19 protein-coding genes and 1 pseudogene are annotated in these 22,036 nt (G+C 71.4%); 2 read left to right on the plus strand and 18 right to left on the minus strand.

Going from position 1 to position 22,036, the window contains the following annotated elements; translation table 11 throughout:
• The 7 genes from ACFQS7_RS11590 to ACFQS7_RS11620 are packed head-to-tail and all read right to left on the minus strand — an operon-like array spanning nt 1 to nt 6,256.
• Nucleotides 1-702: an ABC transporter ATP-binding protein gene (locus ACFQS7_RS11590; RefSeq protein ID WP_380067203.1), complete on the minus strand. Its 702-nt coding sequence runs from the start codon at nt 700-702 to the stop codon at nt 1-3.
• Nucleotides 699-1,436 carry an ABC transporter ATP-binding protein gene (locus ACFQS7_RS11595; RefSeq protein WP_380067204.1) on the minus strand — a complete coding sequence of 246 codons (738 nt, stop codon included), beginning with the start codon at nt 1,434-1,436 and terminating at the stop codon, nt 699-701. The genes ACFQS7_RS11590 and ACFQS7_RS11595 overlap by 4 nt, the downstream gene beginning before the upstream one ends.
• Entirely contained in the window at nt 1,433-2,419 is a 987-nt protein-coding gene (locus ACFQS7_RS11600) for a branched-chain amino acid ABC transporter permease (RefSeq protein WP_380067205.1), read from the minus strand. Before ACFQS7_RS11600 ends, ACFQS7_RS11595 begins: the two co-directional genes overlap by 4 nt.
• Complete coding sequence (locus tag ACFQS7_RS11605) at nt 2,419-3,285, minus strand: branched-chain amino acid ABC transporter permease (protein ID WP_380067206.1); 867 nt, start codon at nt 3,283-3,285, stop codon at nt 2,419-2,421. The genes ACFQS7_RS11600 and ACFQS7_RS11605 overlap by 1 nt, the downstream gene beginning before the upstream one ends.
• A gap of 7 nt (nt 3,286-3,292) precedes the next feature.
• Nucleotides 3,293-4,522, minus strand: coding sequence for an ABC transporter substrate-binding protein (locus tag ACFQS7_RS11610; RefSeq protein WP_380067207.1), 1,230 nt, complete (start codon nt 4,520-4,522; stop codon nt 3,293-3,295).
• Nucleotides 4,523-4,533: 11 nt separating this feature from the next.
• On the minus strand, nt 4,534-5,295 hold the full coding sequence (locus ACFQS7_RS11615; RefSeq protein ID WP_380067208.1) for an SDR family NAD(P)-dependent oxidoreductase: 762 nt from the start codon (nt 5,293-5,295) through the stop codon (nt 4,534-4,536).
• Nucleotides 5,296-5,317: 22 nt separating this feature from the next.
• Nucleotides 5,318-6,256, minus strand: coding sequence for an acetamidase/formamidase family protein (locus ACFQS7_RS11620; protein ID WP_380067209.1), 939 nt, complete (start codon nt 6,254-6,256; stop codon nt 5,318-5,320).
• A gap of 398 nt (nt 6,257-6,654) precedes the next feature.
• Here ACFQS7_RS11620 and ACFQS7_RS11625 point away from each other — a divergent pair, with 398 nt between their 5' ends.
• Nucleotides 6,655-8,370: an amidohydrolase family protein gene (locus ACFQS7_RS11625; RefSeq protein WP_380067210.1), complete on the plus strand. Its 1,716-nt coding sequence runs from the start codon at nt 6,655-6,657 to the stop codon at nt 8,368-8,370.
• 109 nt (nt 8,371-8,479) lie between these two features.
• Here ACFQS7_RS11625 and ACFQS7_RS11630 read toward each other — a convergent pair whose 3' ends face one another.
• The 10 genes from ACFQS7_RS11630 to dusB form a co-directional block, all read right to left on the minus strand.
• Entirely contained in the window at nt 8,480-9,304 is an 825-nt protein-coding gene (locus tag ACFQS7_RS11630) for an inositol monophosphatase family protein (protein ID WP_380067211.1), read from the minus strand.
• Nucleotides 9,301-10,653, minus strand: coding sequence for a GTPase HflX (gene hflX / locus ACFQS7_RS11635; protein ID WP_380067248.1), 1,353 nt, complete (start codon nt 10,651-10,653; stop codon nt 9,301-9,303). The genes ACFQS7_RS11630 and hflX overlap by 4 nt, the downstream gene beginning before the upstream one ends.
• 7 nt (nt 10,654-10,660) lie before the next feature.
• Entirely contained in the window at nt 10,661-10,975 is a 315-nt protein-coding gene (gene hfq / locus ACFQS7_RS11640; protein WP_380067249.1) for an RNA chaperone Hfq, read from the minus strand.
• A 170-nt stretch (nt 10,976-11,145) separates the two neighbouring features.
• On the minus strand, nt 11,146-11,832 hold the full coding sequence (locus tag ACFQS7_RS11645; RefSeq protein WP_380067212.1) for an HAD family hydrolase: 687 nt from the start codon (nt 11,830-11,832) through the stop codon (nt 11,146-11,148).
• 16 nt (nt 11,833-11,848) lie between these two features.
• Nucleotides 11,849-12,721 (minus strand): D-amino-acid transaminase, encoded by an 873-nt coding sequence (locus ACFQS7_RS11650; RefSeq protein WP_380067213.1) that lies wholly within the window; start codon nt 12,719-12,721, stop codon nt 11,849-11,851.
• A gap of 69 nt (nt 12,722-12,790) precedes the next feature.
• A complete protein-coding gene (locus ACFQS7_RS11655; protein ID WP_380067214.1) occupies nt 12,791-14,227 on the minus strand; it encodes a sigma-54-dependent transcriptional regulator in 1,437 nt (478 codons plus the stop codon).
• The gene (locus tag ACFQS7_RS11660) at nt 14,217-16,511 is read right to left on the minus strand and encodes an ATP-binding protein (protein ID WP_380067250.1); all 2,295 of its coding nucleotides are present in this window, start codon (nt 16,509-16,511) and stop codon (nt 14,217-14,219) included. The genes ACFQS7_RS11655 and ACFQS7_RS11660 overlap by 11 nt, the downstream gene beginning before the upstream one ends.
• Nucleotides 16,512-16,660: 149 nt before the next feature.
• Entirely contained in the window at nt 16,661-18,115 is a 1,455-nt protein-coding gene (ntrC, locus tag ACFQS7_RS11665; protein ID WP_380067215.1) for a nitrogen regulation protein NR(I), read from the minus strand.
• Entirely contained in the window at nt 18,112-19,296 is a 1,185-nt protein-coding gene (locus ACFQS7_RS11670; RefSeq protein WP_380067216.1) for a nitrogen regulation protein NR(II), read from the minus strand. The genes ntrC and ACFQS7_RS11670 overlap by 4 nt, the downstream gene beginning before the upstream one ends.
• Nucleotides 19,293-20,390: a tRNA dihydrouridine synthase DusB gene (dusB, locus tag ACFQS7_RS11675; protein ID WP_380067217.1), complete on the minus strand. Its 1,098-nt coding sequence runs from the start codon at nt 20,388-20,390 to the stop codon at nt 19,293-19,295. The genes ACFQS7_RS11670 and dusB overlap by 4 nt, the downstream gene beginning before the upstream one ends.
• Nucleotides 20,391-20,511: 121 nt before the next feature.
• Between dusB and ACFQS7_RS11680 the strand changes: the two genes are divergently transcribed.
• Nucleotides 20,512-21,660, plus strand: coding sequence for a bifunctional 2-C-methyl-D-erythritol 4-phosphate cytidylyltransferase/2-C-methyl-D-erythritol 2,4-cyclodiphosphate synthase (locus ACFQS7_RS11680; protein WP_380067218.1), 1,149 nt, complete (start codon nt 20,512-20,514; stop codon nt 21,658-21,660).
• A 146-nt stretch (nt 21,661-21,806) separates the two neighbouring features.
• On the opposite strand, the pseudogene ACFQS7_RS11685 reads toward ACFQS7_RS11680, so the two are convergent.
• Nucleotides 21,807-22,036 (minus strand): annotated as a pseudogene (locus tag ACFQS7_RS11685) (hypothetical protein); the annotation flags it as partial.

The following is a 22,036-nucleotide window of genomic DNA, read 5'->3' on the forward strand; positions in this document are numbered from 1 at the left end:
TCAGGCGTGGGTGCCGACGAATTCCTGCACCAGGGCAGGGTCGGCCAGCGCGGCCGGGGGCATCTCCCGCGTGATCCGGCCGCGCTGGATCAGCAGGATGCGGTCGGACAGCGCCTGGATGAAATCCAGGTTCTGCTCGACCAGCAGCACGGACAGGCCGCGGCGGCGGAGGCCATGGATGCGCTCCACCATCGCCTCGACGATCGAGGGCTGGATGCCCTCGGTCGGCTCGTCCAGCAGCAGCAGGCGCGGCCGGCCACAGAGCGCGCGGGCGAGCGAGAGCAGTTGCTGCTCCCCGCCCGAGAGCGCGCCGCCGGGGCGGTCGAGCAGCCGCTTCAGCTCGGGGAATTCATCGAGGATCTCCTCGAGGATCAGCGCCTCCGCCCCGCCCTTGGCGACGATGGCGAAGCGGAGGTTGTCGAGCACCGAGAGCGCCGGGAAGATCAGCCGCCCCTGCGGCACGTAGCCGAGGCCGAGCCTCGCCCGGGCATGGGTCGGCAGCCGCTCGATCCCAGTGCCGTCCAGCGTGATGCGCCCCGCCTTGGCCGGCAGCAGCCCCATGATGGTCCGCAGCAGGGTGGTCTTGCCCATGCCGTTGTGCCCGAGGATGCCGACGCAGCTCCCCTCGCCCACCGTCAGGTCGAGCCCGTGCAGCACGCCGATGCGGCCATAGCCCGAGACCAGGCCGGTGACCTCCATCATGCCGGCACCGCCTGCCGCGCCTGCGGCGGCCGGCCGAGATAGACGTCGTGCACCCGCGGGTCGGCCAGCACCGCCGCCGCCGTGTCCTCGACCAGCACCTTGCCCTGGTGGAAGACGGTGACGGTCTGGGCTATGGCGCGGATGAACTGCATGTCGTGCTCCACCACGACGATGGCATGGTCGCGGCTCATCTCCCGGATCAGCGCGGCGGTGCCGGCGGTCTCCTCGGCGCTCATCCCCGCCGTGGGCTCGTCCAGGATGATCAGGTCCGGCGCCGGCGCCACCACGGTGGCGAGCTCGACCAGCTGGCGCTGGCCATGCGCCAGCAGCCCGACCGTAGCCCCGGCAAGGTCGGCCACTCCGAGGCGGTCGAGCGCGGCGAGCGCGCGGCGCCGGGCCTCGCGCTCGCCATGCTTGCGGCGGACGCCGAGGGTGACGCCTTCCAGCACCGTCAGCCCGTCGAACAGCGAGGGCACCTGGGTCTTGATGCCGATGCCGAGGCGGGCGATCGCGTGCGGCTCGAGGCCGGCGATGTCCCTGCCCCGCCACAGCACCCGGCCGGCGGTCGGCCGGTACTGGCCGGTGAGGCAGCGGAAGAAGGTGGACTTGCCCGCGCCGTTCGGGCCGATCAGGCAGCGCAGCTCGCGTTCCTGGATGGACAGCGTCACGCCATCGACGGCGACCACGCCGCCGAAGCGCATGGTCAGCCCCTCGGTCGCCAGCAGCGCGGTCATGGCGCCTCCCGCCGGCGCAGGAGCGCGGCCAAGGTCGGCTGCAGCCCGCGCGGGATGAGCAGGACGGCGCCGACCAGGACCAGGCCGAGGATCAGGTTGGGGTTGATGTTCGGCAGGGTGCCAGCCCAGGCGGTCAGCGCCTGCAGCAGCATGGCGCCGACCACCGGCCCGAACAGCGTGCCGACCCCGCCGACCATGACCCAGATGATGATCTGGCCGGAATAGGCCAGGGAGAACATCGTCGGGCTGACGAAGACGCAATTGGCGAACAGCATCCCGGCCAGCCCCGCCATGGCCCCGCCGATGGTGAAGATGCCGAGCTTGTAGAGCCGCACGTCATAGCCGAGCAGCGAGGCGCGCAGCTCGTTCTCGCGGATCGCCACCACCACCCGGCCGAAAGGACTGCGCAGGATGAGCTTGCACAGCACGTAGCAGCCGGCGAGGCAGGCGATGGCGAGGACGAAGATCTGCTCCGGCGCCAGCGGCGTGCCGGGGTCGCCGGGGATGTTGAGCGGCGGCGTCGCCGGGATGCCGTTGAAGCCGCCGAGCGGCGCGGCACCGATGCGCCATTCCTCGCCGGCGGTCGAGTTGGTGAAGTTGAACAGGATCAGCGTCACCGTGAGCGTGATGACGCCCATGTAGACATCGCTGATCCGGCCGTAGAACATCACGTAGCCCAGTGCCGCGGCGACCAGCGTCGGCACCAGCAGCGCGACCGGGATCGCCCAGGTGGCATCGGCGAAGTTCAGCGCGGCGACCGCATAGGCATAGCCGCCGAGCCCGAAGAAGGCCGCCTGGCCGAAGCAGAGGATCCCGCCGAAGCCCCAGACCAGGCCGAGGCTGAGGGCGAGGACCGCCATCGCCGTATAGACGGTGGCGTTGATGATCGAGAACAGCTCCAGCACCTGCGGCAGCCACCAGGCGGCGACCGCGGCGGCGAAGATCGCGAGGCCGCATTGGAAGGCGGCGCGGCGCCTGTCCATCACAGTGCCCGCCGGAAGAAGCGGCCGGTGATACCCTGCGGCAGCAGCCGCAGCAGCAGGATGGCGACGCCGAGCATCAGCACCTCCCCCAGGACCGGCGTGAAGGCGAAGGTGCCGATGGTGTTGACCCCGCCGAGCAGCACCGAGGCCGAGCCGGTGCCGGCCAGCATCGCCGCACCGCCGGTGATCACCGTGATGAAGGACTTGGCGATATAGGCCGTGCCCATGGTCGGCACGACGCCGGAGAAGGGCGCCATCAGCGCGCCGGCGAGGCCGGAGACCGCGGCGCCGGCGGCGAAGCTCAGCGCATAGACCCGTTCGGTCGGCACGCCGAGCGCAGCCGCCATCCCCGGGTTCTGCATGGTTCCGCGCGCGATCAGACCCACGGGCGTGAAGCGCAGCACCGCCCAGACCGCGGCCAGCAGCACCACGGTCGCGCCGATGAGGAACAGCCCGTAGCCCGAGGTGGAGTAGACGCCGATCTGCACGCTGCCGAGCGGCGCCGAGAAGCCGGCGACGCTGTTGCCGAAGATCATGGTCACCGCGCCGATCAGCGCCAGCGACAGCCCCCAGGTCGCCAGCATGGTGTCCACCATGCGGCCATAGAGCCGGCGGATCACCAGGCGTTCGACCACCGCCCCGAGCAGCCCGACGCAGACCGGCGCCACCACCAGCATCGCCACCCAGAGGTTGACCCCGGCCTCGACGGCGAGGATCGCGCTGTAGGCGCCGAGCATCAGGAATTCGCCATGCGCCAGGTTGATCACCCGCATCATGCCGAAGACGATGGCGAGGCCGAGGCTGACCAGCAGCAGCGAGGCGATGCCAGTCAGCGCCTGGATGCCGGTGGCGAGGATGGCGTCCATCGGCCGGTCAGGTCCTGATGTCGACCACCACCTGCTTGTTGGCGTTCGGCTCCTTCTGCAGGTCGCAGACCGACTGGGTGTCGGAGGGCGGCGATTGCGGGAAGGTCTCCAGCACCTGGAAGCCCTTGTTCTTAACCTCGGCGATGAAGACGTCGACCGTGGTGTGGTGGGTCTTGGGGTCGAGCGTGGTCAGGCCCGGGGGACCGGCGAAGCTGACGCCCGATTCCAGCGCCTCGATCACCTTCATCCGGTCGATGGACTTGGCGCGCCTGACGCCCTCGGCCCAGAGGTTCACGCCGACATAGCTGCGCATCGCCAGCTCGCCGCCGAGATAGGGGGTGTTGGCGCCGAGCTTGGCCTTGAACTTCGCCAGGAAGGCCTTGTTGGCGGGGGTGTCGACCTCCTGGAAGTAGCTGAAGGCGCTGATGATGCCGTCGCCTTCCTCGGGCGAGAGCACCAGGCTTTCGTTGCCGCCGCCGAGCGTGGTGGAGGCCATCGGGATGCGCGATTTCATCCCCGCCGCCGCCCATTGCCGGTAGAAGGAGATATGCGCGCCGCCGACCAGCACCGACATGACGATGTCCGGCTTCGCGGCCTGGATCTTCTGGATCGCCGGGCCGAAATTGGTGACGTCGAGCGGGAAGAAGTCGAGCCCGACGACCTCGCCGCCATTCTCCCGGGTGAACTTGGTCACCCATTTGCTGGTGATCTGGCCGTAGTTGTAGTCGGCCGCCAGGATGTAGATCTTCTTGCCCCACTTGTTCATCACGTGCGGCACCAGGCGGCTGACATTCTGTGCCGGCGTCGATCCCGTGCAGAAGGCGTTGCGGTCGCAGACGCCGCCCTCGTACTGCGTGTTGTAGAAGTACAAGGTGTTGTAGCGCTTCAACACCGGCCGGATCGCCTCCCGGCTGGCCGAGGTGATGCCGGCGTGGACCACGGCGGCCTTGTCCTTGGTCGCGGCCTGGGTGGCGAACTGGGTGTAGAGCTGGATGTTCGACTGCGGGTCGTAGTTGGTCACCGAGATCGGCCGGCCGAGCAGCCCGCCGGCGGCATTGATCTCCTCCACCGCGAAGTCCAGGCAGGCGATCATCGGCTTGCCGTAGATGTCGAGCCCGCCCGAGGCATCATGGATGCCGACGACCTTGATCGGGTCGGCACCGAGCGCGGCATGCTGCATGACCAGCGGCGCGGCCAGGCCACCGGCGGCGGCGGCGAGGAAATTCCTGCGATGCATTCGTCTTCTCCCTAGAGCTGGACGCCTCGCGTCAGGGCGCCGTCGACCACGAGATTGGTGCCGGTGATGAAGCTGGCCGCCGGGCTGGCGAGGAAGGCGACGGCATTCGCCACCTCCTCCGGCCTTCCCATGCGGCCCATCGGGTTCAATTTCATCGCCTCCGCGAACAAGGCGGGCATGTCGCGCTCGATACGCGGCCAGATGCCGCCTGCGAAATAGGTGTTGCCCGGGGAGACCGCATTCGCCCGGATGCCCTTCGGCGCGAGCTGGAAGGCCAGCCCCTGCGCGTAATGCACCAGCGCCGCCTTGAAGGCGCCATAGGGACCGGCGGCGAAGTCGATCTCCCGGCCGGAGACGCTGGAGATCAGCACGATCGAGCCGGCGCCCGATGTCTCCAGGAAGGGCATCGCCGCATCCACCAGCACGACGCTGCCCATGATGTCGGTGGCGAAGCCGGCCTTCCAGGAGGCCTCGTCGCCGCCGACCGACAGCGCGCTGACATTGCCGACGACGATGTCGATGCCGCCCAGCGCCGCGGCGCTCTCGGCGACCCAGGCGCGCAGCGCCGGCCCATCCGACACGTCGAGCGCGGCGCCGGTCGCCGTGGTGCCCTTCGCCTGCAAGGCCGCGACGGTGGCTTCCACCTCCGCCGCGTTGCGGGCACAGAGGCCGATGCTGCAGCCCTCCGCCGCCAGCAGGTCGACGATCGCGCGCCCGATGCCCTTGGTGCCGCCGGTCACCAGCGCGCGCTTGCCGCTCAGCCCGAGATCCATGGCGCGTTCCCCCCAGCCGGCGTCAAAGGTAGGTCTTGGCGAGCATCATGTGCACGCCCTTGTTGCCATCGACCGTCTGCGTCACCCGCAGGTCGCCGATCAGCGAACACAGCATGTAGGCTTGGTTGCGCGACAGGTTGGTGCGCACGCAGATCTCCCGCACCATCTCCCGCACCGCCTGCTTCGCCGCGTCGTCGAGGTCCTCGTCCAGCCCGATCGAGATCAGGTGCATCGCCGTCTCGGCGAAGGGCATCCTGAACTGCAGGTCCTTCCGCACCGTCAGCCGGAAACGGCCCTTCAGCCCGGTCTCCAGCGCGGTGATGCAGACCTCGCCGTCGCCCTGCACGCCATGGCCATCGCCGGCGTAGAACAGCGCGCCCTCGTTGAAGACCGGCAGGTAGAGGGTGGTGCCCGGCTTCAGCTCCTTGTTGTCCATGTTGCCGCCGAAGGCGCGCGGTACGTTGGTGCTGCAGACGCCCCATTCCGGCGGCGGCGCGGTGCCGATGACGCCGAAGAAGGGGTCGAGCGGCAGCTCCGTGCCCCAGGGCAGCAGGCAGGTGTTGCGCGCCAGGTCGATCTTCGGGTGGATGGTCTCGTATTCGGTGAACTCCTCCGGCAGCGTGCCGAGCAGCGGCATCACCGCGACGAAGCCCCAATCCATCCAGGGATCGGCCGACAGGATATCCACCTGCAGCGTGTCGCCGCGCTCCGCGCCGCGGACGAAGACGGGGCGGTTGACGAAATGCGCGCCCGGCCCCTGCGGCACCTGCTCGACCGCCGCGCGGTAGTCCGCCGGCACCGCCGCGGCATCCGGCGGGAAGGCCGGCGCGCCGCCGGCGGGCATGGCATGGATGGCGACGACGTCGCCTGAGTCGACGGTCACGGCGGGCGGGGTCGCCGCGGCCAGCGTGCCCCAGACCAGCATGTCCGGCGTCGCGGCAATCACATGTTCCATCGGCATGTCGCATTCCCTCCCGTGCCACACAGAATAGGATCCGCGGCCGGTGCCGCAGGATCCGCGCAGCCTGGTACAGGAACGGCAAGCGGCGCCACCGCGTGCATCGACGCGCGATGCGGGCGCAAGCGAGCCATCCATGGGCTGTGCCTGCCGGTGATGCGTTCTTCCCGGATGGATGATGCGGAGAAGCGAAAGCGGGCGCAAGGGCGGTTGCGTGGCGCCCGCCACCGATGAGACGCGGCGTTGCCCAGGGCCTGTGCCCATCGCCGCCTGGCTGCCCGCTTGCTGGGCGGAGGCCAGGGCGCGCTTGACCGGCAGGGCCGGCCGGGCCTTCAATCCAGCGCAACGTCCAGGCCGGCGGCAGAGGCCGCCCCATAAGTCCCACAAGAAGGAAGCACGCGATGCATGACACGGTCATCCGCGGCGGCAGCATCATCGATGGCACCGGCAGTCCCGCCTTCACCGGCGACCTTGCCATCGACGGCGACCGCATCACCCAGGTCGGCGGCAAGGCCGGGCCCGCCAGGCGCGAAGTCAAGGCCGACGGGCTGCTGGTCACCCCGGGCTGGGTCGATGCCCATACCCACTACGACGGCCAGGCCACCTGGGACCCGATGCTGGCGCCGTCGTCGTGGCACGGCGTCACCACCATCCTCTTCGGCAATTGCGGCGTCGGCTTCGCGCCCGTCCGCCGCCAGGACCACACCCAGCTCATCGGCCTGATGGAGGCGGTGGAGGAGATCCCCGGCATCGCCCTGGCCGAAGGGCTGAAGTGGAACTGGGAGAGCTTCCCCGAATATCTCGACGCGCTCGAGGGCATGAAGCGCACCATCGACGTCGCCACCCAGATCCCGCACCACCCGCTGCGGGTCTATGTCATGGGCCAGCGCGCGATCGACCTCGAAGCCGCGACGGCGGAGGACATCGCCACCATGCGGCGGCTGACCGCCGAGGGCATGCGCGCCGGCGCCTTCGGCTTCACCACCTCGCGGACCAACTCCCACAAGACCCTGACCGGCGGCATGGTGCCGAGCCGCTATTCCGAGATCGACGAACTGCTCGGCATCGGCCGCGCGCTCGGCGATGTCGGCTACGGCGCCTTCGGCATGAACAGCGACTTCGACATCGAGGAGTCGGAGCTCGGCTGGATGACCCAGCTGGGCCGCGAGACCGGCCGCCCGGTTTGGTTCCTGCTGACCGACCGCCCGACCGACGACGAGCGCTGGCGCCGGCTGATCGACGGCGTCAAGGCGGCGCGCGCGCAGGGCGCGATGGTGACGGCGCAGGTGGCCGGCCGTCCCGTGGGCGTGCTGCTCGGCGTCGACACCGCGCTGAACCCCTTCACCATCCGCCCCAGCTACCAGGCGCTGTTGCAGTTGCCCGTGGCCGAGCGCCTGGCCCGCCTGCGCGACCCCGCGGTGCGGGCCGGGATCCTGGCCGACAAGCCGGACGAAGCACTGCTCTCCCGGCTCAGCCAGTTCCGCCAGCACATCGTCCGCCGCTGGCACCGCATGTTCAAGCTGGGCGACCCGCCGGACTACGAGCCGCCGGCGAGCGAGAGCATCGCCGCGATCGCGGAACGCGAAGGCCGCACCCCGGACGAGGTGGCCTACGACTACATGGCGGCCGATCCCGCCAACCTGATCTTCTTCCCGGTCACCGGCTACAACGTCGACAACCACGACGTCATCCACACCATGCTGACGGACGAGGCGACGGTGCTGGGCCTCGGCGACGGCGGCGCGCATTGTTCGTCCATCCTCGACGCCGGCGTGCCGACCTGGATGCTGACCCATTGGGCGCGCGACCGGCATCGCGGCGCGCGGCTGCCGCTGGAATTCGTCATCAAGCGGCAGACCTCGGAGACGGCGGATTTCTTCGGCTTCCACGACCGCGGCCGGCTGGCGGTGGGCAAGAAGGCCGACGTCAACATCATCGACTACGAGGGCCTGCGGCTGCACAAGCCCGAGGTCTGGTACGACCTGCCGGCCGGCGGGCGGCGGCTGATGCAGCGGGTGGACGGCTACAAGGCCACCTTCGTGTCGGGCGTGCCGGTCTTCGAGAACGGCGTGCATACCGGCGCGCTGCCCGGCAAGCTGGTGCGCGCCGGACGCTGAAGAAGTTCTGGGGAGGGAAAACCATTTTCTGCGTCGGCACCTGCCGCGAGGCGCGTGCCGGCTCAGAGGAATAGATGAGGGGTCCGGGGAGAATACTTTCTCCCCAGCCTCACGCCTCGATCAGCGCCACGTGCAACGCGTCCCAGCTCGCCCGGTCCGGCGCCACGATCAGCCCGCCCGTCGTCGCCAGCGGACCGTAGGGGCTGCCATCGAACCGCGCCGAATACCCGCCCGCCTCGCGGTGCAGCAGCCAGCCCGGCGCGTGGTCCCAGGGATATAGCCGGTTGTAGATCAGCGCGTGCGCATGGCCGCCGGCGACCATGCGGTATTCATGCGCGGCGCAGCGGAAGCCGACCGTGGCGCGCAGAAGCGGCAGCCGCGCGGTGACCCGGCTGCGCAGCGGCTCCGCCATGTAGCCCCAGCTCACCGCGGCGACCGTCTCGGCGACCGGCACCGGCGCCGCGACGCGCAGGTCGTGCCGATGCCCGTCGGGGGATTCGATCCAGGCGCCCTCCCCGCGCAGCGCCACCGCGGTATCGTCGCCCAGCGGATCATGGATCCAGCCCGCCACGATCTCGCCGTGCACGATCGCGGCCGCCATGCAGCCGAACAGCGGCAGGCCGGCGGCGAAATTCGCGGTGCCGTCCACCGGGTCGACGACGAAGGCCAGGTCGGCGCCATGCAGCGCGCCGAGCAGCGCCGGGTCGGCGGCCACCGCCTCCTCCCCCACCACGACGCAGCCGGGGAAGCGCGCCTGCAGGCCGGCGGCGATCATCCGCTCGGCCGCCTCGTCCGCATCGGTCACCAGGTCCAGCGGCCCGGACTTGGCGCGCACCGCGCCCGCGGCCAGCCGGCGGAAGCGCGGCAGGATCTCCGCCTGGCTCGCCGCACGCAGCAGGGCCGCGACATCCGCTGCGGCACGGGCATCGATCATGCCGGCGACTGCTCGAACCGCGCCCGGTCGGCCGGGGTCAGCCGCACGGTGACCCGCACGTCACCCTCGGCATCCTCGCGCGCTACCACCTCACCATGCCGGTAGAGCCAGGCGAGCCGCGCGCCGTCGGCGGCCGGGATGGCATAGTCCACCACTTCCAGCCCGGCCGCGAGCCGCGCGTCGAGCACGGCGCGCAGGTCGTCCAGCCCCTCCCCGGTCAGCGCCGAGACCGCGACGACGCGGCCGTCGCCGCCATTCGCCCCGGGCACCGCGCCGATGCCGCCCAGCAGGTCGGCCTTGTTCAGCACCTCGACGACCCGCGCCTCCCAGCCCTCGTCCATCGCCGGGTTCGGGCCGGCCGCGAGTTCGCGCAGCACGCCGAGCACGTCGTTCCGCTGCGCGCTGGTATCGGGATGCGCCACGTCGCGGACATGCAGGATGACATCGGCCGCGGCGACTTCCTCGAGCGTCGCACGGAAGGCCTCGACCAGCTGCGTCGGCAGGTCGGAGATGAAGCCCACGGTATCCGACAGGATGGCCCGCCGCCCGGAGGGCAGCCGGATGCCGCGCATGGTGGGATCGAGCGTGGCGAAGAGCTGGTCCTGCGCATAGACGCCGGCGCCGGTCAGGGCGTTGAACAGCGTGGATTTCCCGGCATTGGTGTAGCCGACCAGCGCGATCACCGGATAGGGCACGCGCTCGCGGTCGCGGCGGTGCAGGCCGCGGGTGCGGCGGACCTGGTCGAGCTCCTTCTTCAGCTTGACCATGCGGTCGGTGATCAGCCGGCGGTCGAGCTCGATCTGCGATTCGCCCGGGCCGCCGAGGAAGCCGAAGCCGCCGCGCTGGCGTTCCAGGTGGGTCCAGGACCGCACGAGGCGCGTCCGCTGGTAGTCGAGATGGGCGAGCTCGACCTGCAGCGCGCCTTCCTTGGTGCGCGCCCGCTCGCCGAAGATCTCGAGGATCAGGCCGGTGCGGTCGATGACCTTGCACTTCCACTCGCGCTCGAGGTTGCGCTGCTGCACCGGCGACAGCGCGGCATCGACCACGACCAGCCCGACCCGCTGCTCGGTGATCGCCTGCCTCACCGCCTCCACCTGGCCGGAGCCGAACAGCGTGCTCGGCCGCCGCTCGCGCAGCGGCAGCACCGCTTGGTGGACGATGGTCACGCCGATGCTGGCGGCCAGGCCCACGGCCTCGGCCAGCCGTGCCTCCGAGGCGCGCTGCACCCCTTCCGCCGGCGCTCCGGCAGTGGGCACGGCGCGCAGCGTCCGCTCATAGGGCAGGATCACCGCGGCGCGGGTCGGGCCTTCGTCCGTCCCGTCGCCGCGATCATTCGCCGGCTCGGGCAGGCTACCCTCACTCAGTTCCGGCAGGATGGACCTCACGGGTCATGGTCAGGGTATTGCCCTCGCGGGTCACTGCCGCACCCTCGCGGGCCGCGGTGGCATCGAAGAGCTGGATCGGCGCGCCCGGCATCACGGTGCTGATCGCATGCTTGTAGACCAGCTGGGTATGCCCGTCCCGACGCAGCAGGACGGAAAAGTTGTCGAACCAGGTGATGATGCCCTGCAGCTTCACGCCGTTGACGAGAAAGATCGTCACGGGAGTTTTGCTCTTGCGAACGTGGTTCAGGAAGACGTCCTGCACGTTCTGGGACTTCTCGGCGGCCACGGCGCTGTCCTTCTTGTTCTTGGCAGTCGCTTGAAGCGACTGTCCGGGGCGGTCTGCACCCATAATCAAAGTCCACCGAACATCTGATACCGGGGCCTTACTTGCAAGGGATGGTTGGCCTCCGGACGCAGAAATTTGCTGCGACGCAGCAATTCCTGTCGCGCATGGCATCACACCCTGCCCGATCTGCCCGCGAAGCAGGCGGCCAGCGCCGCGCCATCGGCAAAGGCGCGGTCCGGCAGGGCCTTGGCGATGCCGCCGTCATGCGCCGCGTCGCCCAGCAGGATGGCGGTGCACCCCGCGCCCCGCGCTGCCTGCATGTCGAGCGCGGTGTCGCCGACATACCAGACCTCCGGCCCGGCCGGCAGGCCGAGCGCCGCCAGCGCCATCCGGAAGGGGGCGGGGTCGGGCTTGTCGGCCACCGCGTCGCCGGCCCCGACCAGGCAGCCGAAGCATCCGTCCCAGCCGAGATGCGCCGCCTCGGCCCGCAGCAGGGCGCCCTGCTTGTTGCTGATCACCCCCTGCGGCAGGCCGGCGGCGGCGACCGCGGCGATCGCCGCCGCCGCACCCGGCATCGGCGTCAGCACCGCCAGGTGCCGGGCGCGGACCTCGGCATAGAAGGTGTCGCGTGCCTGTTCCCAGGCGGCGCCGAACATCTCCGGAAAGGTCTCCCGCAGCGAGCGGCGGACGCGGCCGCGCACCTCCTCCAGCGTCCATTCCGGTAGGCCATGGGCGCGGAAGGCGGCGTTCAGCCCGGCGGCGATGGCGGCCCAGCCATCGACCAGCGTGTTGTCCCAGTCCCAGAGGACGGCCCGCGGTCCGATGACCGGAGGGCCGGCAGCCCCACAGGTCTCCATCGGCCCGCCTGCACGATCACTCTGCATTGCGTGGGCCGCCCTTCACGTGGCGGGCGAAGATCTCGAACAGCCGCCGCACCACCGGCCCGACCGTGCCGTCGCCGACCGCCGCCCCGTCGATCCGGGTGATCGGCTTCACGAAGGAGGTCGCCGAGGTCAGGAAGGCCTCCCGCGCCCGCCGCATCTCGGCGAGCGAGAAGTCCCGCTCCTCCCAGCCGATGCCGGCGGCGGCGAGTTCCGCCAGCAGCGCGCCGCGGGTGCAGCCGGGCAGGATCACCTGGTCCAGCTGGCGGGTCAGGATCACCCCATGCTCGTCGACGATCCAGAAGGAGGTGGCGGCGCCCTCGGTGACCATCCCCGTCGTCTCGTCGTAGAGGATCGCCTCGATCGCCCCCTGTTCCCGAGCCGCCTGGCGGGCCAGGCAGTTCGGCAGCAGGTTGACCGACTTGATGTCGCGCCGCGCCCAGCGCAGGTCCGGCAGGGTGATGCAGGATGCCGCCCAGCGGTCCACATCGGTCGGGTAGGGCGCGATCCGCTTCACCGTCACCACCAGCGCCGGCGGCACGGGCCGGGCCGGGAAGGCATGGTCGCGCCGCGCCACCCCGCGCGTCACCTGCATGTAGAGCAGCCCCTCGGTCACCCGGTTGCGCCGCCCCACCTCGGCCAGCACGTGGCGCAGCGCGGCGCGGCTCATCGGCATCGGCAGGCGGATCTCCCGCAGCGAGCGCTCCAGCCGGTCGAGGTGCCGCGCCTCATCGACGAAACGGCCGTCATGCAGGTGGACGACCTCGTAGATCCCGTCGCCGAACTGGTAGCCACGATCCTCGATGTTCACCGAGGCCAGCCGCTGGTCGCAATAGCGGCCGTTCACATAGGCGATGCGCGACATGGAATCCCCAAGGCTGGTAGCTGCCAGGCAGCTAACCCAACCTGCCCCCGGAAGGGAAGCCGCCCCGGCCTAGTGCGTGTTCCCCGCTGCCGCGGCGGCGGCCGCCGCCTGGGCCGGCGCACGGTCCTCCGCATGCACGCCGAGGAATTTCAGCTTCCGGTGCAGCGCGCTGCGCTCCATCCCGACGAAATTCGCCGTCCGGCTGATATTCCCGCCGAAGCGCAACAGCTGCGCCTCCAGGTACTGCTTCTCGAACAGCTCCCGCGCCTCGCGCAGCGGCAGGGTCATGATCTCCGACGACCGGTCCAGCTTCAGCATCGCCGGCGCCGCCGAGCCCACCTCGGGCGGCAGCATCTCCGCCCGGATCGGGTCGCGCGCCTCGCCCGGCGCCATGATCAGCAGCCAGTCGATCAGGTTGCGCAACTGCCGCACGTTGCCCGGCCAGTCATAGGCCTGCAGCGCCGCCAGGGTATCCTCGGCCAGCTCCCGCGCCGCCATGCCGGACAGCTCGCCGGAGCGGCCCATGAAATGCCGCGCCAGGGCCGGCACGTCCTCGCGCCGCTCGCGCAGCGAGGGGATCCGCAGCGGCACCACCGCCAGCCGGTAGAACAGGTCCTCGCGGAACCGCCCGGCGGCGATCTCCGCCTGCAGGTCGCGGTTGGTGGTGGCGATGACGCGGACATCGACCTTCACCCGCACCGCGCCGCCGACCCGCTCGAAGCCCTGCTCCTGCAGCGCGCGCACGATCTTGCCCTGGGTCTCCAGCGGCATGTCGGCGACCTCGTCGAGCAGCAGCGTGCCGCCATGGGCGCGTTCCAGCACCCCGGCCCGGCGCGGCTGGGCATTGGCGTCGTTGCCCGCCTCCAGCCCGAACAGCTCCTCCTCGAAGCGCGCCGGGTTCAGCGTGGCGCAGTTCAGCGCGACGAACGGCCCGTCGGCACGGCGCGACCGCGCATGGATCATCCGCGCCGCCACCTCCTTGCCCGAGCCCGCCGCGCCGGTGATCAGCACGCGCGACCCGGTCGGCGCCACCCGCTCGATCGCGGTGCGCAGCTGGCCGATCCCCGGGCTCACGCCGACCAGCTCGGCCTCCGGCCCGGCGCGCAGCCGCAGCTCGGAATTCTCCCGCCGCAGCCGCGCCGCCTCCAGCGCGCGGGCCACCACCAGCAGCAGCCGGTCGGAGTTGAACGGCTTCTCGATGAAGTCGTAGGCGCCCTGCTGGATCGCCCGCACCGCGGTCTCGATCGTCCCGTGGCCGGAGATCATCACCACGGGGATCTGCGGTTCCTCGCGATGCAGGGCGGCCAGGATGCCCAGGCCGTCGAGCCGGGAATTCTGCAGCCAGATATCCAGGACCACCATGGACGGGCGCCGCTGCTTGAAGGCCGCGAGCGCCGCGTCGCTGTTGTGGGCCTGGCGCGTCTCGTAGCCCTCATCCGTCAGGATGCCCTCGATGAGGGCACGGATGTCCGGCTCGTCGTCGACGATCAGGATCTCATGCGCCATGCGCGCGCCTCATGCTCCCATCCGGACGGTCATTGTCGCCTGCCAGCGGCCGATCCTGCGCCGACCGCCAGGGCAGGGTCAGTACGGCCCGGGCGCCGGCGCTCTCGTCGCCTGCCCCCGGATCGCGGGGCCTGTCCTCCAGCCCCAGCCTGCCCCCATGGTCCTCCATGATCTTCTTCACGATGGCAAGGCCGAGGCCCGTCCCCTTGGCCTTGTGGGTCACGTAGGGCTCGGCCAGCCGCTCGCGCTCATCGCCCTGCGGCAGGCCGATCCCGTCATCCTCCACCGCTATCGCCACCATGTCCTCGCCCGGCTCGATGCGCACGGTGATGTGTCCGATGACTTCCCCCGGAGGGCGCGGCGCCGCATCGGCTGCTTCCGCCTGGGTTTCGCCTTGGATGCGCATCGTCACCGCATCGGCGGCGTTGTGCAGCAGGTTGGTCAGCGCCTGGCCCAGCAGCCGGCGGTCGCAGGGGACCACCGGCGCGGCCTCGGGCAGCTCGACCCGGTAGGCGATCCGCGGATGCGCGTCGCGCTGCAGCACCAGCGCCTCCCGCACCACCTGGGCCAGGTCCTCCGGCTTGATCACCGGCTGCGGCATCCGCGCGAAGGCGGAGAATTCGTCGACCATGCGGCCGATATCGCCGACCTGGCGGACGATGGTGTCGGTGCAGGCGATGAAGGTCTCCGGGTCGTTGGTGATCTGCTTCAGGTAGCGCCGCTTGAGCCGTTCCGCCGAGAGCTGGATCGGGGTCAGCGGGTTCTTGATCTCATGCGCGATCCGCCGCGCCACGTCCGACCAGGCCGCCTTGCGCTGGGCCGACAGCAGTTCGGTGATGTCGTCGAAGGTCAGCACGTAGCCGGCGACCCGCGGCGCCCGGCCATCCTCGGCCGAGGCCTGCAGCTCCGCCCCCACCTGGGCCAGCAGGGTGCGCCGGTTGGACGGCGGGCCGATGCGGATCTCGGCGGTGATGGCGCGGTCGGGCCCATGCGCGTCCTCCTCCGCGACGCGGTCCAGCAGGGCGGCGAATTCCGGCACCACGGCGGCCAGCGGCAGGCCGATCCCGGCATCGAGGTCGAGGCCGAGCAGCTCGCTCGCCCGCCGGTTCGGCAGGTTGATGCGCCCGTCGGGCTCGAGCCCCACGACGCCGGCCGAGACCCCGGCCAGCACGGCTTCGGTGAAGCGGCGGCGGTCGTCGATCTGCCGGTAGGCCTGCATGAGCTCGGCCCGTTGCGCCGCGAGCTGGTTGGTCATGCGGTTGAAGGCGCGGGTCAGGCTCGACAGCTCCTCGTCGGCCGCGGATTCCTCGACCCGGGTGGACAGGTCGCCGGCCCGCACCCGCTCGGCGGCGACGATCAGCCGGCCGATCGGCCGGGCCAGCTGGTTGGCCAGCACCAGCCCGATCAGCACCGCCGCCAGCAGCACCAGCAGGGTGGCGACGGCGAAGATCATGATGAAGGTGAGCTGCAACCCGTAGCGGTTGCGGTCGAGCTGCTCGTACTGCGACACCTCGCGCTCGGCCCGCTGCTGGTTGTTCACCACCTCCGGGTCCACCGGCCGGCCGATCACCAGCATCAGCATCGGCCGGCTGTCGAGCGCCACCACGGCACGCACGCGCCCGGCCTGCTCGTCCGGCAGCACCGCGACCTCGCCCTGGCGGGCGATGTCCATCGCCCAGTCGGGCGGCGGGTCCAGCTCGTAGTTCGCGGTCGGCCCGTACTGCGCCATCGGGCGCCGCAGGGTCGGGTCGAAGACCACCGCCTCGGTCAGGCCGCGCAGCAGCGTATGGGTGGCCAGCACCTGGGCGAAGCTGCGGCCCTGGTCGGTCAGTAGCAGGCTGCCGGCGCGGTTGAGGTCGTTGGCCATGGCCAGGGCGTCGCCGCGGATGTTGTTGCGGTGTTCCTCCAGATAGGCCTGGGCGACCTGACGGCTGGCCTCCAGCGCGGTCCGCACCCGGTCGCCGAACCAGGCCTGGATGCCGAGGTTGAAGAAGGCCGCGGCAAATCCGGCGACCAGGATCGCCGGCACCACCGCGACCACGCCGAACAGCAGCACCAGCCGCACATGCAGCCGCGAGCCGGCCGAGCCGCGCCGCCGCTCCGCCCAGACCCGCACCAGCCGGCCGGCCAGCGAGGCGCCGAGCAGGCAGAGCACCAGCACGCTGACCAGCATCAGGCCGAGCTCGACCCCCGGCCGGGTCGGGCCGAAGGGGCTGCCGTTCGACAGCACGGTGAAGGTGGCGATGCCCAGCAGCAGCGCGCCGACCGCCAGGCCGAGCGTCATGCCGCGGCCCAGCAGCAGGTCGGCCACCCGCCGCAGCAGGCCGCGCGGCCCGCCGGCGCCATCGGGCTCCGCCTCAGGCAGGCGGCCACCGCGTGGCGCCCCACCCTGCGCCGCCGTCGGGTCTCCCCCGCCAGGGCGCGGGATGCGCATCAGCCGAGCCCGCGCACCACGGGCAGGTCGAGCTCGCGGATCTTCTTGCGCAGGGTATTGCGGTTCAGACCGAGCATCGCGGCGGCCTTGATCTGGTTGCCGCGCGTCGCGCCGAGCACCAGCCGCAGCAGCGGCCGCTCGACCTCGGCCAGCACCCGGTCGTAGAGGTCGCGCACCGGCAGGCCGTCCTTGTGCGCGGCGACGAAGGCCTTCAGGTGGCGCTCGACCGCCTGCTCCAGCGTCTCCGGCCCACGCGCGGCGCCCGATTCGGCGGGCGGCTCGGCCTCCGACAGCTCGGCGCCGACCGCGTCGGCGTCGATCGTCTCCTGCGGGTACAGGGCCGCGAGGCGCCGCATCAGGTTTTCCAGCTCGCGCGCATTGCCCGGCCAGGAATGCTGCTTGAGCCGATCGACCGCCTCCAGGCTGAGCTGCTTCGAGGGCAGGCCGGAATTCTTCGCGCGGTCGAGGAAATGCCGGGCCAGCAGGGGGATGTCCTCCAGCCGCTCGCGCAGCGGCGGCAGGCGGATCGGCACCACGTTCAGGCGGTAGAACAGGTCCTCGCGGAACAACCCCTGGCGGATCGACTGGCGCAGGTCGCGGTGGGTGGCGGCGACGATGCGGACATTGGCCTTGATCGGGTTGCGGCCGCCGACGGTGGTGAACTCGCCCTCCTGCAGCACGCGCAGCAGGCGGGTCTGCGCCTCGGGCGGCATGTCGCCGATCTCGTCGAGGAAAAGCGTGCCGCCGGCGGCCTGCTCGAAGCGGCCGATGCCGCGGTTGAGCGCGCCGGTGAAGGCGCCGCGCTCGTGCCCGAACAGCTCGCTCTCGATCAGCTCGCGCGGGATGGCGGCCATGTTGATGGCGACGAAAGGGCCGCCGCGGCGGCGGCCGTAGTCGTGCAGGGCGCGGGCGACGAGTTCCTTGCCGGTGCCCGACTCGCCGGTGATCATCACCGTCAGGTCGGTGGTCGTGAGCCGGGCGACGGTGCGGTAGATCTCCTGCATCGCCGGGCTGCGGCCGACCAGCGGCAGGCGCTCGGCGGGGTCGTCGCCCTCCTCCTCCGGCGCCGGGGACTGCGGCGCCGCCAGCGCGCGTTCGACGACCGAAAGCAATTCCTTCAGGTCGAAGGGCTTGGGCAGGTATTCGAAGGCGCCGCGCTGCGCCGCCTTCAGCGCGGTCATGAAGGTGGACTGCGCCGACATGACGACGACGCGCAGGTCCGGCCGGATGCGCTTGATGCGCGGCACGAGATCCAGGCCGTTCTCGTCCGGCATCACCACGTCGGTGATGACCAGGTCGCCCTCGCCGTCCTCGACCCAGCGCCACAGCGTGGCGGCGGAGGAGGTGGCGCGCACCTGGTAGCCGGACCGCCCGAGGGCCTGGCTCAGCACGGTGCGGATGGCCCGATCGTCGTCGGCGATCAGGATGGTACGGCTGGCGGTGTCAGACATCATCGACCCTTGGCACGGACGGCGGCGCCCCGCTCGGCTGCGCGCGCTGCCGCCTCCGCCCGCCGCGCAGCCGTCGGCGGCATGGCGAGGGATAGGCGGAAGATGGTGCGGCCGGGGCGGCTGTCGCATTCGATAAGGCCGCCCTGGTCGGCGACCAGCTTGGCGACGAGGGCGAGGCCGAGCCCCTGCCCGCCCCGCTTGGTGGTCACGAACGGCTCGAACAGCGTGGCGCGCACCGGTTCGGGGATGCCCGGGCCGTTGTCGCGCACGCTGACCTGCAGCGGCAGGTGGACGCGTTCCTTGCTGCCGGGCACGGCGATGCGCACGCCGTGGTGGTAGGCGGTGGACAGCACGATCTCGCCGCCCATGGGATCGACCGCCTCGGCGGCATTCTTCACCAGGTTCAGCAGGATCTGCACCAGCTGGTCGCGGTTGCCCCAGACCTGCGGCAGGGAGGGGTCGTACTCCTCGACGATCCGCAGATGCGCGGCGAAGCCGGTCTGCGAGACCCGCTTCACGTGGTCCAGCACCTGGTGGATGTTGACCGGGCCGAGCTCGACCGGGCGGTCGGAGAACATGTCCATGCGGTCGACCAGGTTGCGGATGCGGTCGGCCTCGTCCTGGATGAGCTGGCAGAGCTCGCGGTCGCCGTCGTCGGTGCTCGACTGCTCCAGCAGCTGCGCCGCGCCGCGGATGCCCGAGAGCGGGTTCTTGACCTCATGCGCCAGCATCTCCGCCATCGCCGAGGCGCCGCGGGCGGCGCCGAGGAAGTTGAGCTGGCGGTTCATCATCTGCGCGGTCGAGCCGTCGTGCAGCGTCAGCACCACGCCGCCCGGCATCTCCGGCAGCGGCCCGCCATGCGCGGCGACGCCGCGGCGGTGCAGCCGGGGGCTGTCGAGCAGCATGTCGTGGTCGGAGACCGGCGCCTCGTGCTGCCGCACCTGGGCCAGCAGGGCGAAGAGCCGGCTGTCCTCCGGCAGCAGGTCGCCGAGGCTCATGGTCGCCAGCGTCGGGAAGGAGAGCTGGAAGAACAGCTCGGCCGCCGGGTTGGCGTAGCGGAAGCGGTTCTCCGCATCCAGCACCACCGCCGGCATGGGCAACGCGGAAAGCATCGCCGCGGCATCCGGCAGCGGGACGCTGCGCGGCAGCGTGGCGCGCGGGCGGGTGGCCAGGGCGCCGCTCATGCGGCGATTTGCTCGGCGCCGTGGCCGAGCGCATGGAACCGGGCCCGCGCTGCCTCCAGCCCCTGGTCCAGCAGCGGGCCGTAGAAGGCGTGGATCCGCTGCTCCACCGCCTCCGCCGTGTCGACCTGGTTGATGCCGGAGCGGAACTCGGCCGAGCCGGGCAGGCCCTTCGAGTACCAGGCGATGTGCTTGCGGGCCAGCCGCACGCCGGTGACCGTGCCGTGGTGCGACAGCATGTCGCGGTAGTGCGCCAGCAGGATCGCCAGCTGCTCGGCCAGCGCCGGCTCGGCCGGCGGCAGGCCGGTGGCGAGGTACTCGGCGACCTGGCGCGGGAACCAGGGGCGGCCGTAGCAGCCGCGCCCGATCATCACCCCGTCGGCGCCGGATTGCCGCAAGGCCTCCGCCGCGTGCTCCGGCGTCAGGATGTCGCCGTTGACCAGGACGGGGATCGCCACCGCGTCCTTGACCAGCCGCACGAAGGCCCAGTCGGCGGTGCCGGTGTAGAGCATCTGCCGGGTCCGCCCATGGATGGTGACCAGGCGGATGCCGCAGGCCTCGGCGATGGAAGCGAGCCTGGGGGCGTTGAGCGATTGGTGGTCCCAGCCCATCCGCATCTTCAGGGTGACCGGCACGTCCACCGCCCGCACCACGGCCTCGAGGATGGCGGCGGCCCGCAGCTCGTCCCGCATCAGCGCGCTGCCGGCGCTCTGGCCGACCGCCACCTTCTTCACCGGGCAGCCGAAGTTGATGTCGATGATCGCCGCGCCCCGGTCGGCGGCCAGCTTCGCGGCCTCGGCCATCACCGCCGGCTCGCAGCCGGCGAGCTGCACCGCCGAGGGCGCGCCGAAGCCGTCGACCTCGGCCATCTTCAGGGTCTGCCGGTTCTCCCGCACCATGGCCTGGGAGGCGATCATCTCGCTGACCACCATCCCCGTCCCCTGGGCGCGGGCGAGCCGGCGGAAGGGCAGGTCGGTGACGCCCGACATCGGCGCCAGGTAGACCGGCACGTCGATCCGCACGGCGCCGACCGCGAGCGACCGCAGACCGGGCACGGGGCTGGACCGGCCATGATCCGAAGGCAAGGTGATGCTCATGATTTGGGCAGGGTATGCGATGTGATGCCGTCCGGCAACGCCATGCGGCGCCGTAGTGACAGTTTTTGCGGAGCCGGCCCCGCGTTCCCGTCAGCCCGCCGATCCGCTACCCTCTCCGGCGATGACCATCGCCGCCCTCCTCATGGCCGCCGGACGCGGCACCCGCTTCGGCGCCGACCAGCCCAAGCAGTACCTCCCCCTCCTCGGCCGCCCGGTGCTGCGCCTGGCGGCGGAGGCGCTGCTGGCCGAAGGCGGCGTCACCCTGCTGCAGCCGGTCTGCGCGCCCGGCGAGGAAGCCCGGGTCGCCGGCATCCTCGAAGGCCTGGCCGCCCTGCCCCCCGTCCCGGGCGGCGAGACCCGCCAGGCCAGCGTCCGCGCCGGGCTGGAGGCCCTGGCGCCCCGCGCCCCCGCCGTGGTGCTGGTGCACGATGCCGCCCGGCCGGTGATCCCGCCCGGCACCATCCCGGCGCTGCTGGCGGCGCTGGCGGAGTCGCCCGGCGCCATCCCGGCCCAGCCGGTGGCCGATACGCTGAAGCGCGCCGCGGGCGGCACGATCCAGGAGACCGTCCCGCGCGCCGGGCTGTTCCGCGCCCAGACGCCGCAGGCCTTCCGCTTCGCCGACCTGCTCGCCGCCCACCGCGCCGCGACGGCCGAGGCGACCGACGACGCGCAGCTGCTGGAACTGGCCGGCGCCCGGGTGGCGCTGATCCCCGGCGCCGAGACCAACATCAAGATCACCTTCCCCGAAGACCTCGCCCGCGTGGAGGCCCAAGGCTTGACCCAGCTTTTCCCCCGCATCGGCACCGGCTTCGACGTCCACCGGATCGAGGCCGGCCGGCCCATGGTGCTGTGTGGCGTGGTGGTGCCCTGCGAATTCGGCCTGGAAGGCCACTCGGACGCCGATGTCGGCATCCATGCGCTGTGCGACGCCATCTACGGCGCGCTCGCCGAGGGCGATATCGGCCGCTGGTTCCCGCCTTCCGAGATGCGCTGGAAGGGCGCCGACAGCGCGCAATTCCTCACCCACGCCGCCGGCCGCATCGCCGCGCGCGGCGGGGTGCTGGCGAATGCCGACGTCACCATCCTCTGCGAGCGGCCGAAGATCGGCCCGCACCGGGAGGCGATGCAGGCGCGCCTGGCCGAATTGCTCGGCGTCGAGTCCGGCCGGGTCGGGGTGAAGGCGACCACGACCGAACGCCTGGGCTTCACCGGGCGCGGCGAGGGCATCGCGGCGCAGGCCGCGGCGCTGGTGCTGCTGCCGCTGGGGTAAGGCTGGGGAGGGCAAGGTATTCCCTCCCCAGGCCCCTCCCTTCCTTGCCGTGAGTCGGGACCCGCCGCGCGGCAGGTGCCGACTCGCGGTAACAGATGGGGGTCCGGGGGAATACCTTCCCCCGGCCTTGCCTGCCCGCCCCGGCATCACGCCGGCTCCATCCATCCGGCGATCCGCCGGCCGCCGATGGCGCGGTGCATCGAGGCGATCAGGCGGATGTTGGCCGGCCCCAGCCGTCCCCCCCAATGCGCCCTGGCGTGGCGCAGCAGCCCGAGGATCACCGGCATGTAGATCTCGGACAAATCCGGATCGGGCAGCCAGAAGGACGGCGCCGGCAGGGCGGAGTAGAGCCTGAGCCGCCGCGCCATGACGATCG

This window comes from Dankookia sp. GCM10030260, assembly GCF_042666655.1.
Classification (GTDB): Bacteria; Pseudomonadota; Alphaproteobacteria; order Acetobacterales; family Acetobacteraceae; genus Paracraurococcus.

Excerpts from the sequence above, each read along its gene's own strand:
- ACFQS7_RS11625 (WP_380067210.1), top strand. The coding sequence starts at position 6,655 with ATGCATGACACGGTCATCCGCGGCGGCAGCATCATCGATGGCACCGGC.
- ACFQS7_RS11620 (WP_380067209.1), bottom strand. The coding sequence starts at position 6,256 with ATGCCGATGGAACATGTGATTGCCGCGACGCCGGACATGCTGGTCTGG.
- dusB (WP_380067217.1), bottom strand. The coding sequence starts at position 20,390 with ATGAGCATCACCTTGCCTTCGGATCATGGCCGGTCCAGCCCCGTGCCC.
- ACFQS7_RS11600 (WP_380067205.1), bottom strand. The coding sequence starts at position 2,419 with ATGGACAGGCGCCGCGCCGCCTTCCAATGCGGCCTCGCGATCTTCGCC.
- ACFQS7_RS11595 (WP_380067204.1), bottom strand. The coding sequence starts at position 1,436 with ATGACCGCGCTGCTGGCGACCGAGGGGCTGACCATGCGCTTCGGCGGC.
- ACFQS7_RS11670 (WP_380067216.1), bottom strand. The coding sequence starts at position 19,296 with ATGAGCGGCGCCCTGGCCACCCGCCCGCGCGCCACGCTGCCGCGCAGC.
- ACFQS7_RS11590 (WP_380067203.1), bottom strand. The coding sequence starts at position 702 with ATGATGGAGGTCACCGGCCTGGTCTCGGGCTATGGCCGCATCGGCGTG.
- ACFQS7_RS11605 (WP_380067206.1), bottom strand. The coding sequence starts at position 3,285 with ATGGACGCCATCCTCGCCACCGGCATCCAGGCGCTGACTGGCATCGCC.
- ACFQS7_RS11610 (WP_380067207.1), bottom strand. The coding sequence starts at position 4,522 with ATGCATCGCAGGAATTTCCTCGCCGCCGCCGCCGGTGGCCTGGCCGCG.
- ACFQS7_RS11630 (WP_380067211.1), bottom strand. The coding sequence starts at position 9,304 with ATGATCGATGCCCGTGCCGCAGCGGATGTCGCGGCCCTGCTGCGTGCG.
- ACFQS7_RS11655 (WP_380067214.1), bottom strand. The coding sequence starts at position 14,227 with ATGGCGCATGAGATCCTGATCGTCGACGACGAGCCGGACATCCGTGCC.
- ACFQS7_RS11680 (WP_380067218.1), top strand. The coding sequence starts at position 20,512 with ATGACCATCGCCGCCCTCCTCATGGCCGCCGGACGCGGCACCCGCTTC.
- ACFQS7_RS11645 (WP_380067212.1), bottom strand. The coding sequence starts at position 11,832 with ATGGAGACCTGTGGGGCTGCCGGCCCTCCGGTCATCGGACCGCGGGCC.
- ntrC (WP_380067215.1), bottom strand. The coding sequence starts at position 18,115 with ATGATGTCTGACACCGCCAGCCGTACCATCCTGATCGCCGACGACGAT.
- ACFQS7_RS11615 (WP_380067208.1), bottom strand. The coding sequence starts at position 5,295 with ATGGATCTCGGGCTGAGCGGCAAGCGCGCGCTGGTGACCGGCGGCACC.
- ACFQS7_RS11660 (WP_380067250.1), bottom strand. The coding sequence starts at position 16,511 with ATGACGCTCGGCCTGGCGGTCGGCGCGCTGCTGCTGGGCATCGCCACC.
- ACFQS7_RS11650 (WP_380067213.1), bottom strand. The coding sequence starts at position 12,721 with ATGTCGCGCATCGCCTATGTGAACGGCCGCTATTGCGACCAGCGGCTG.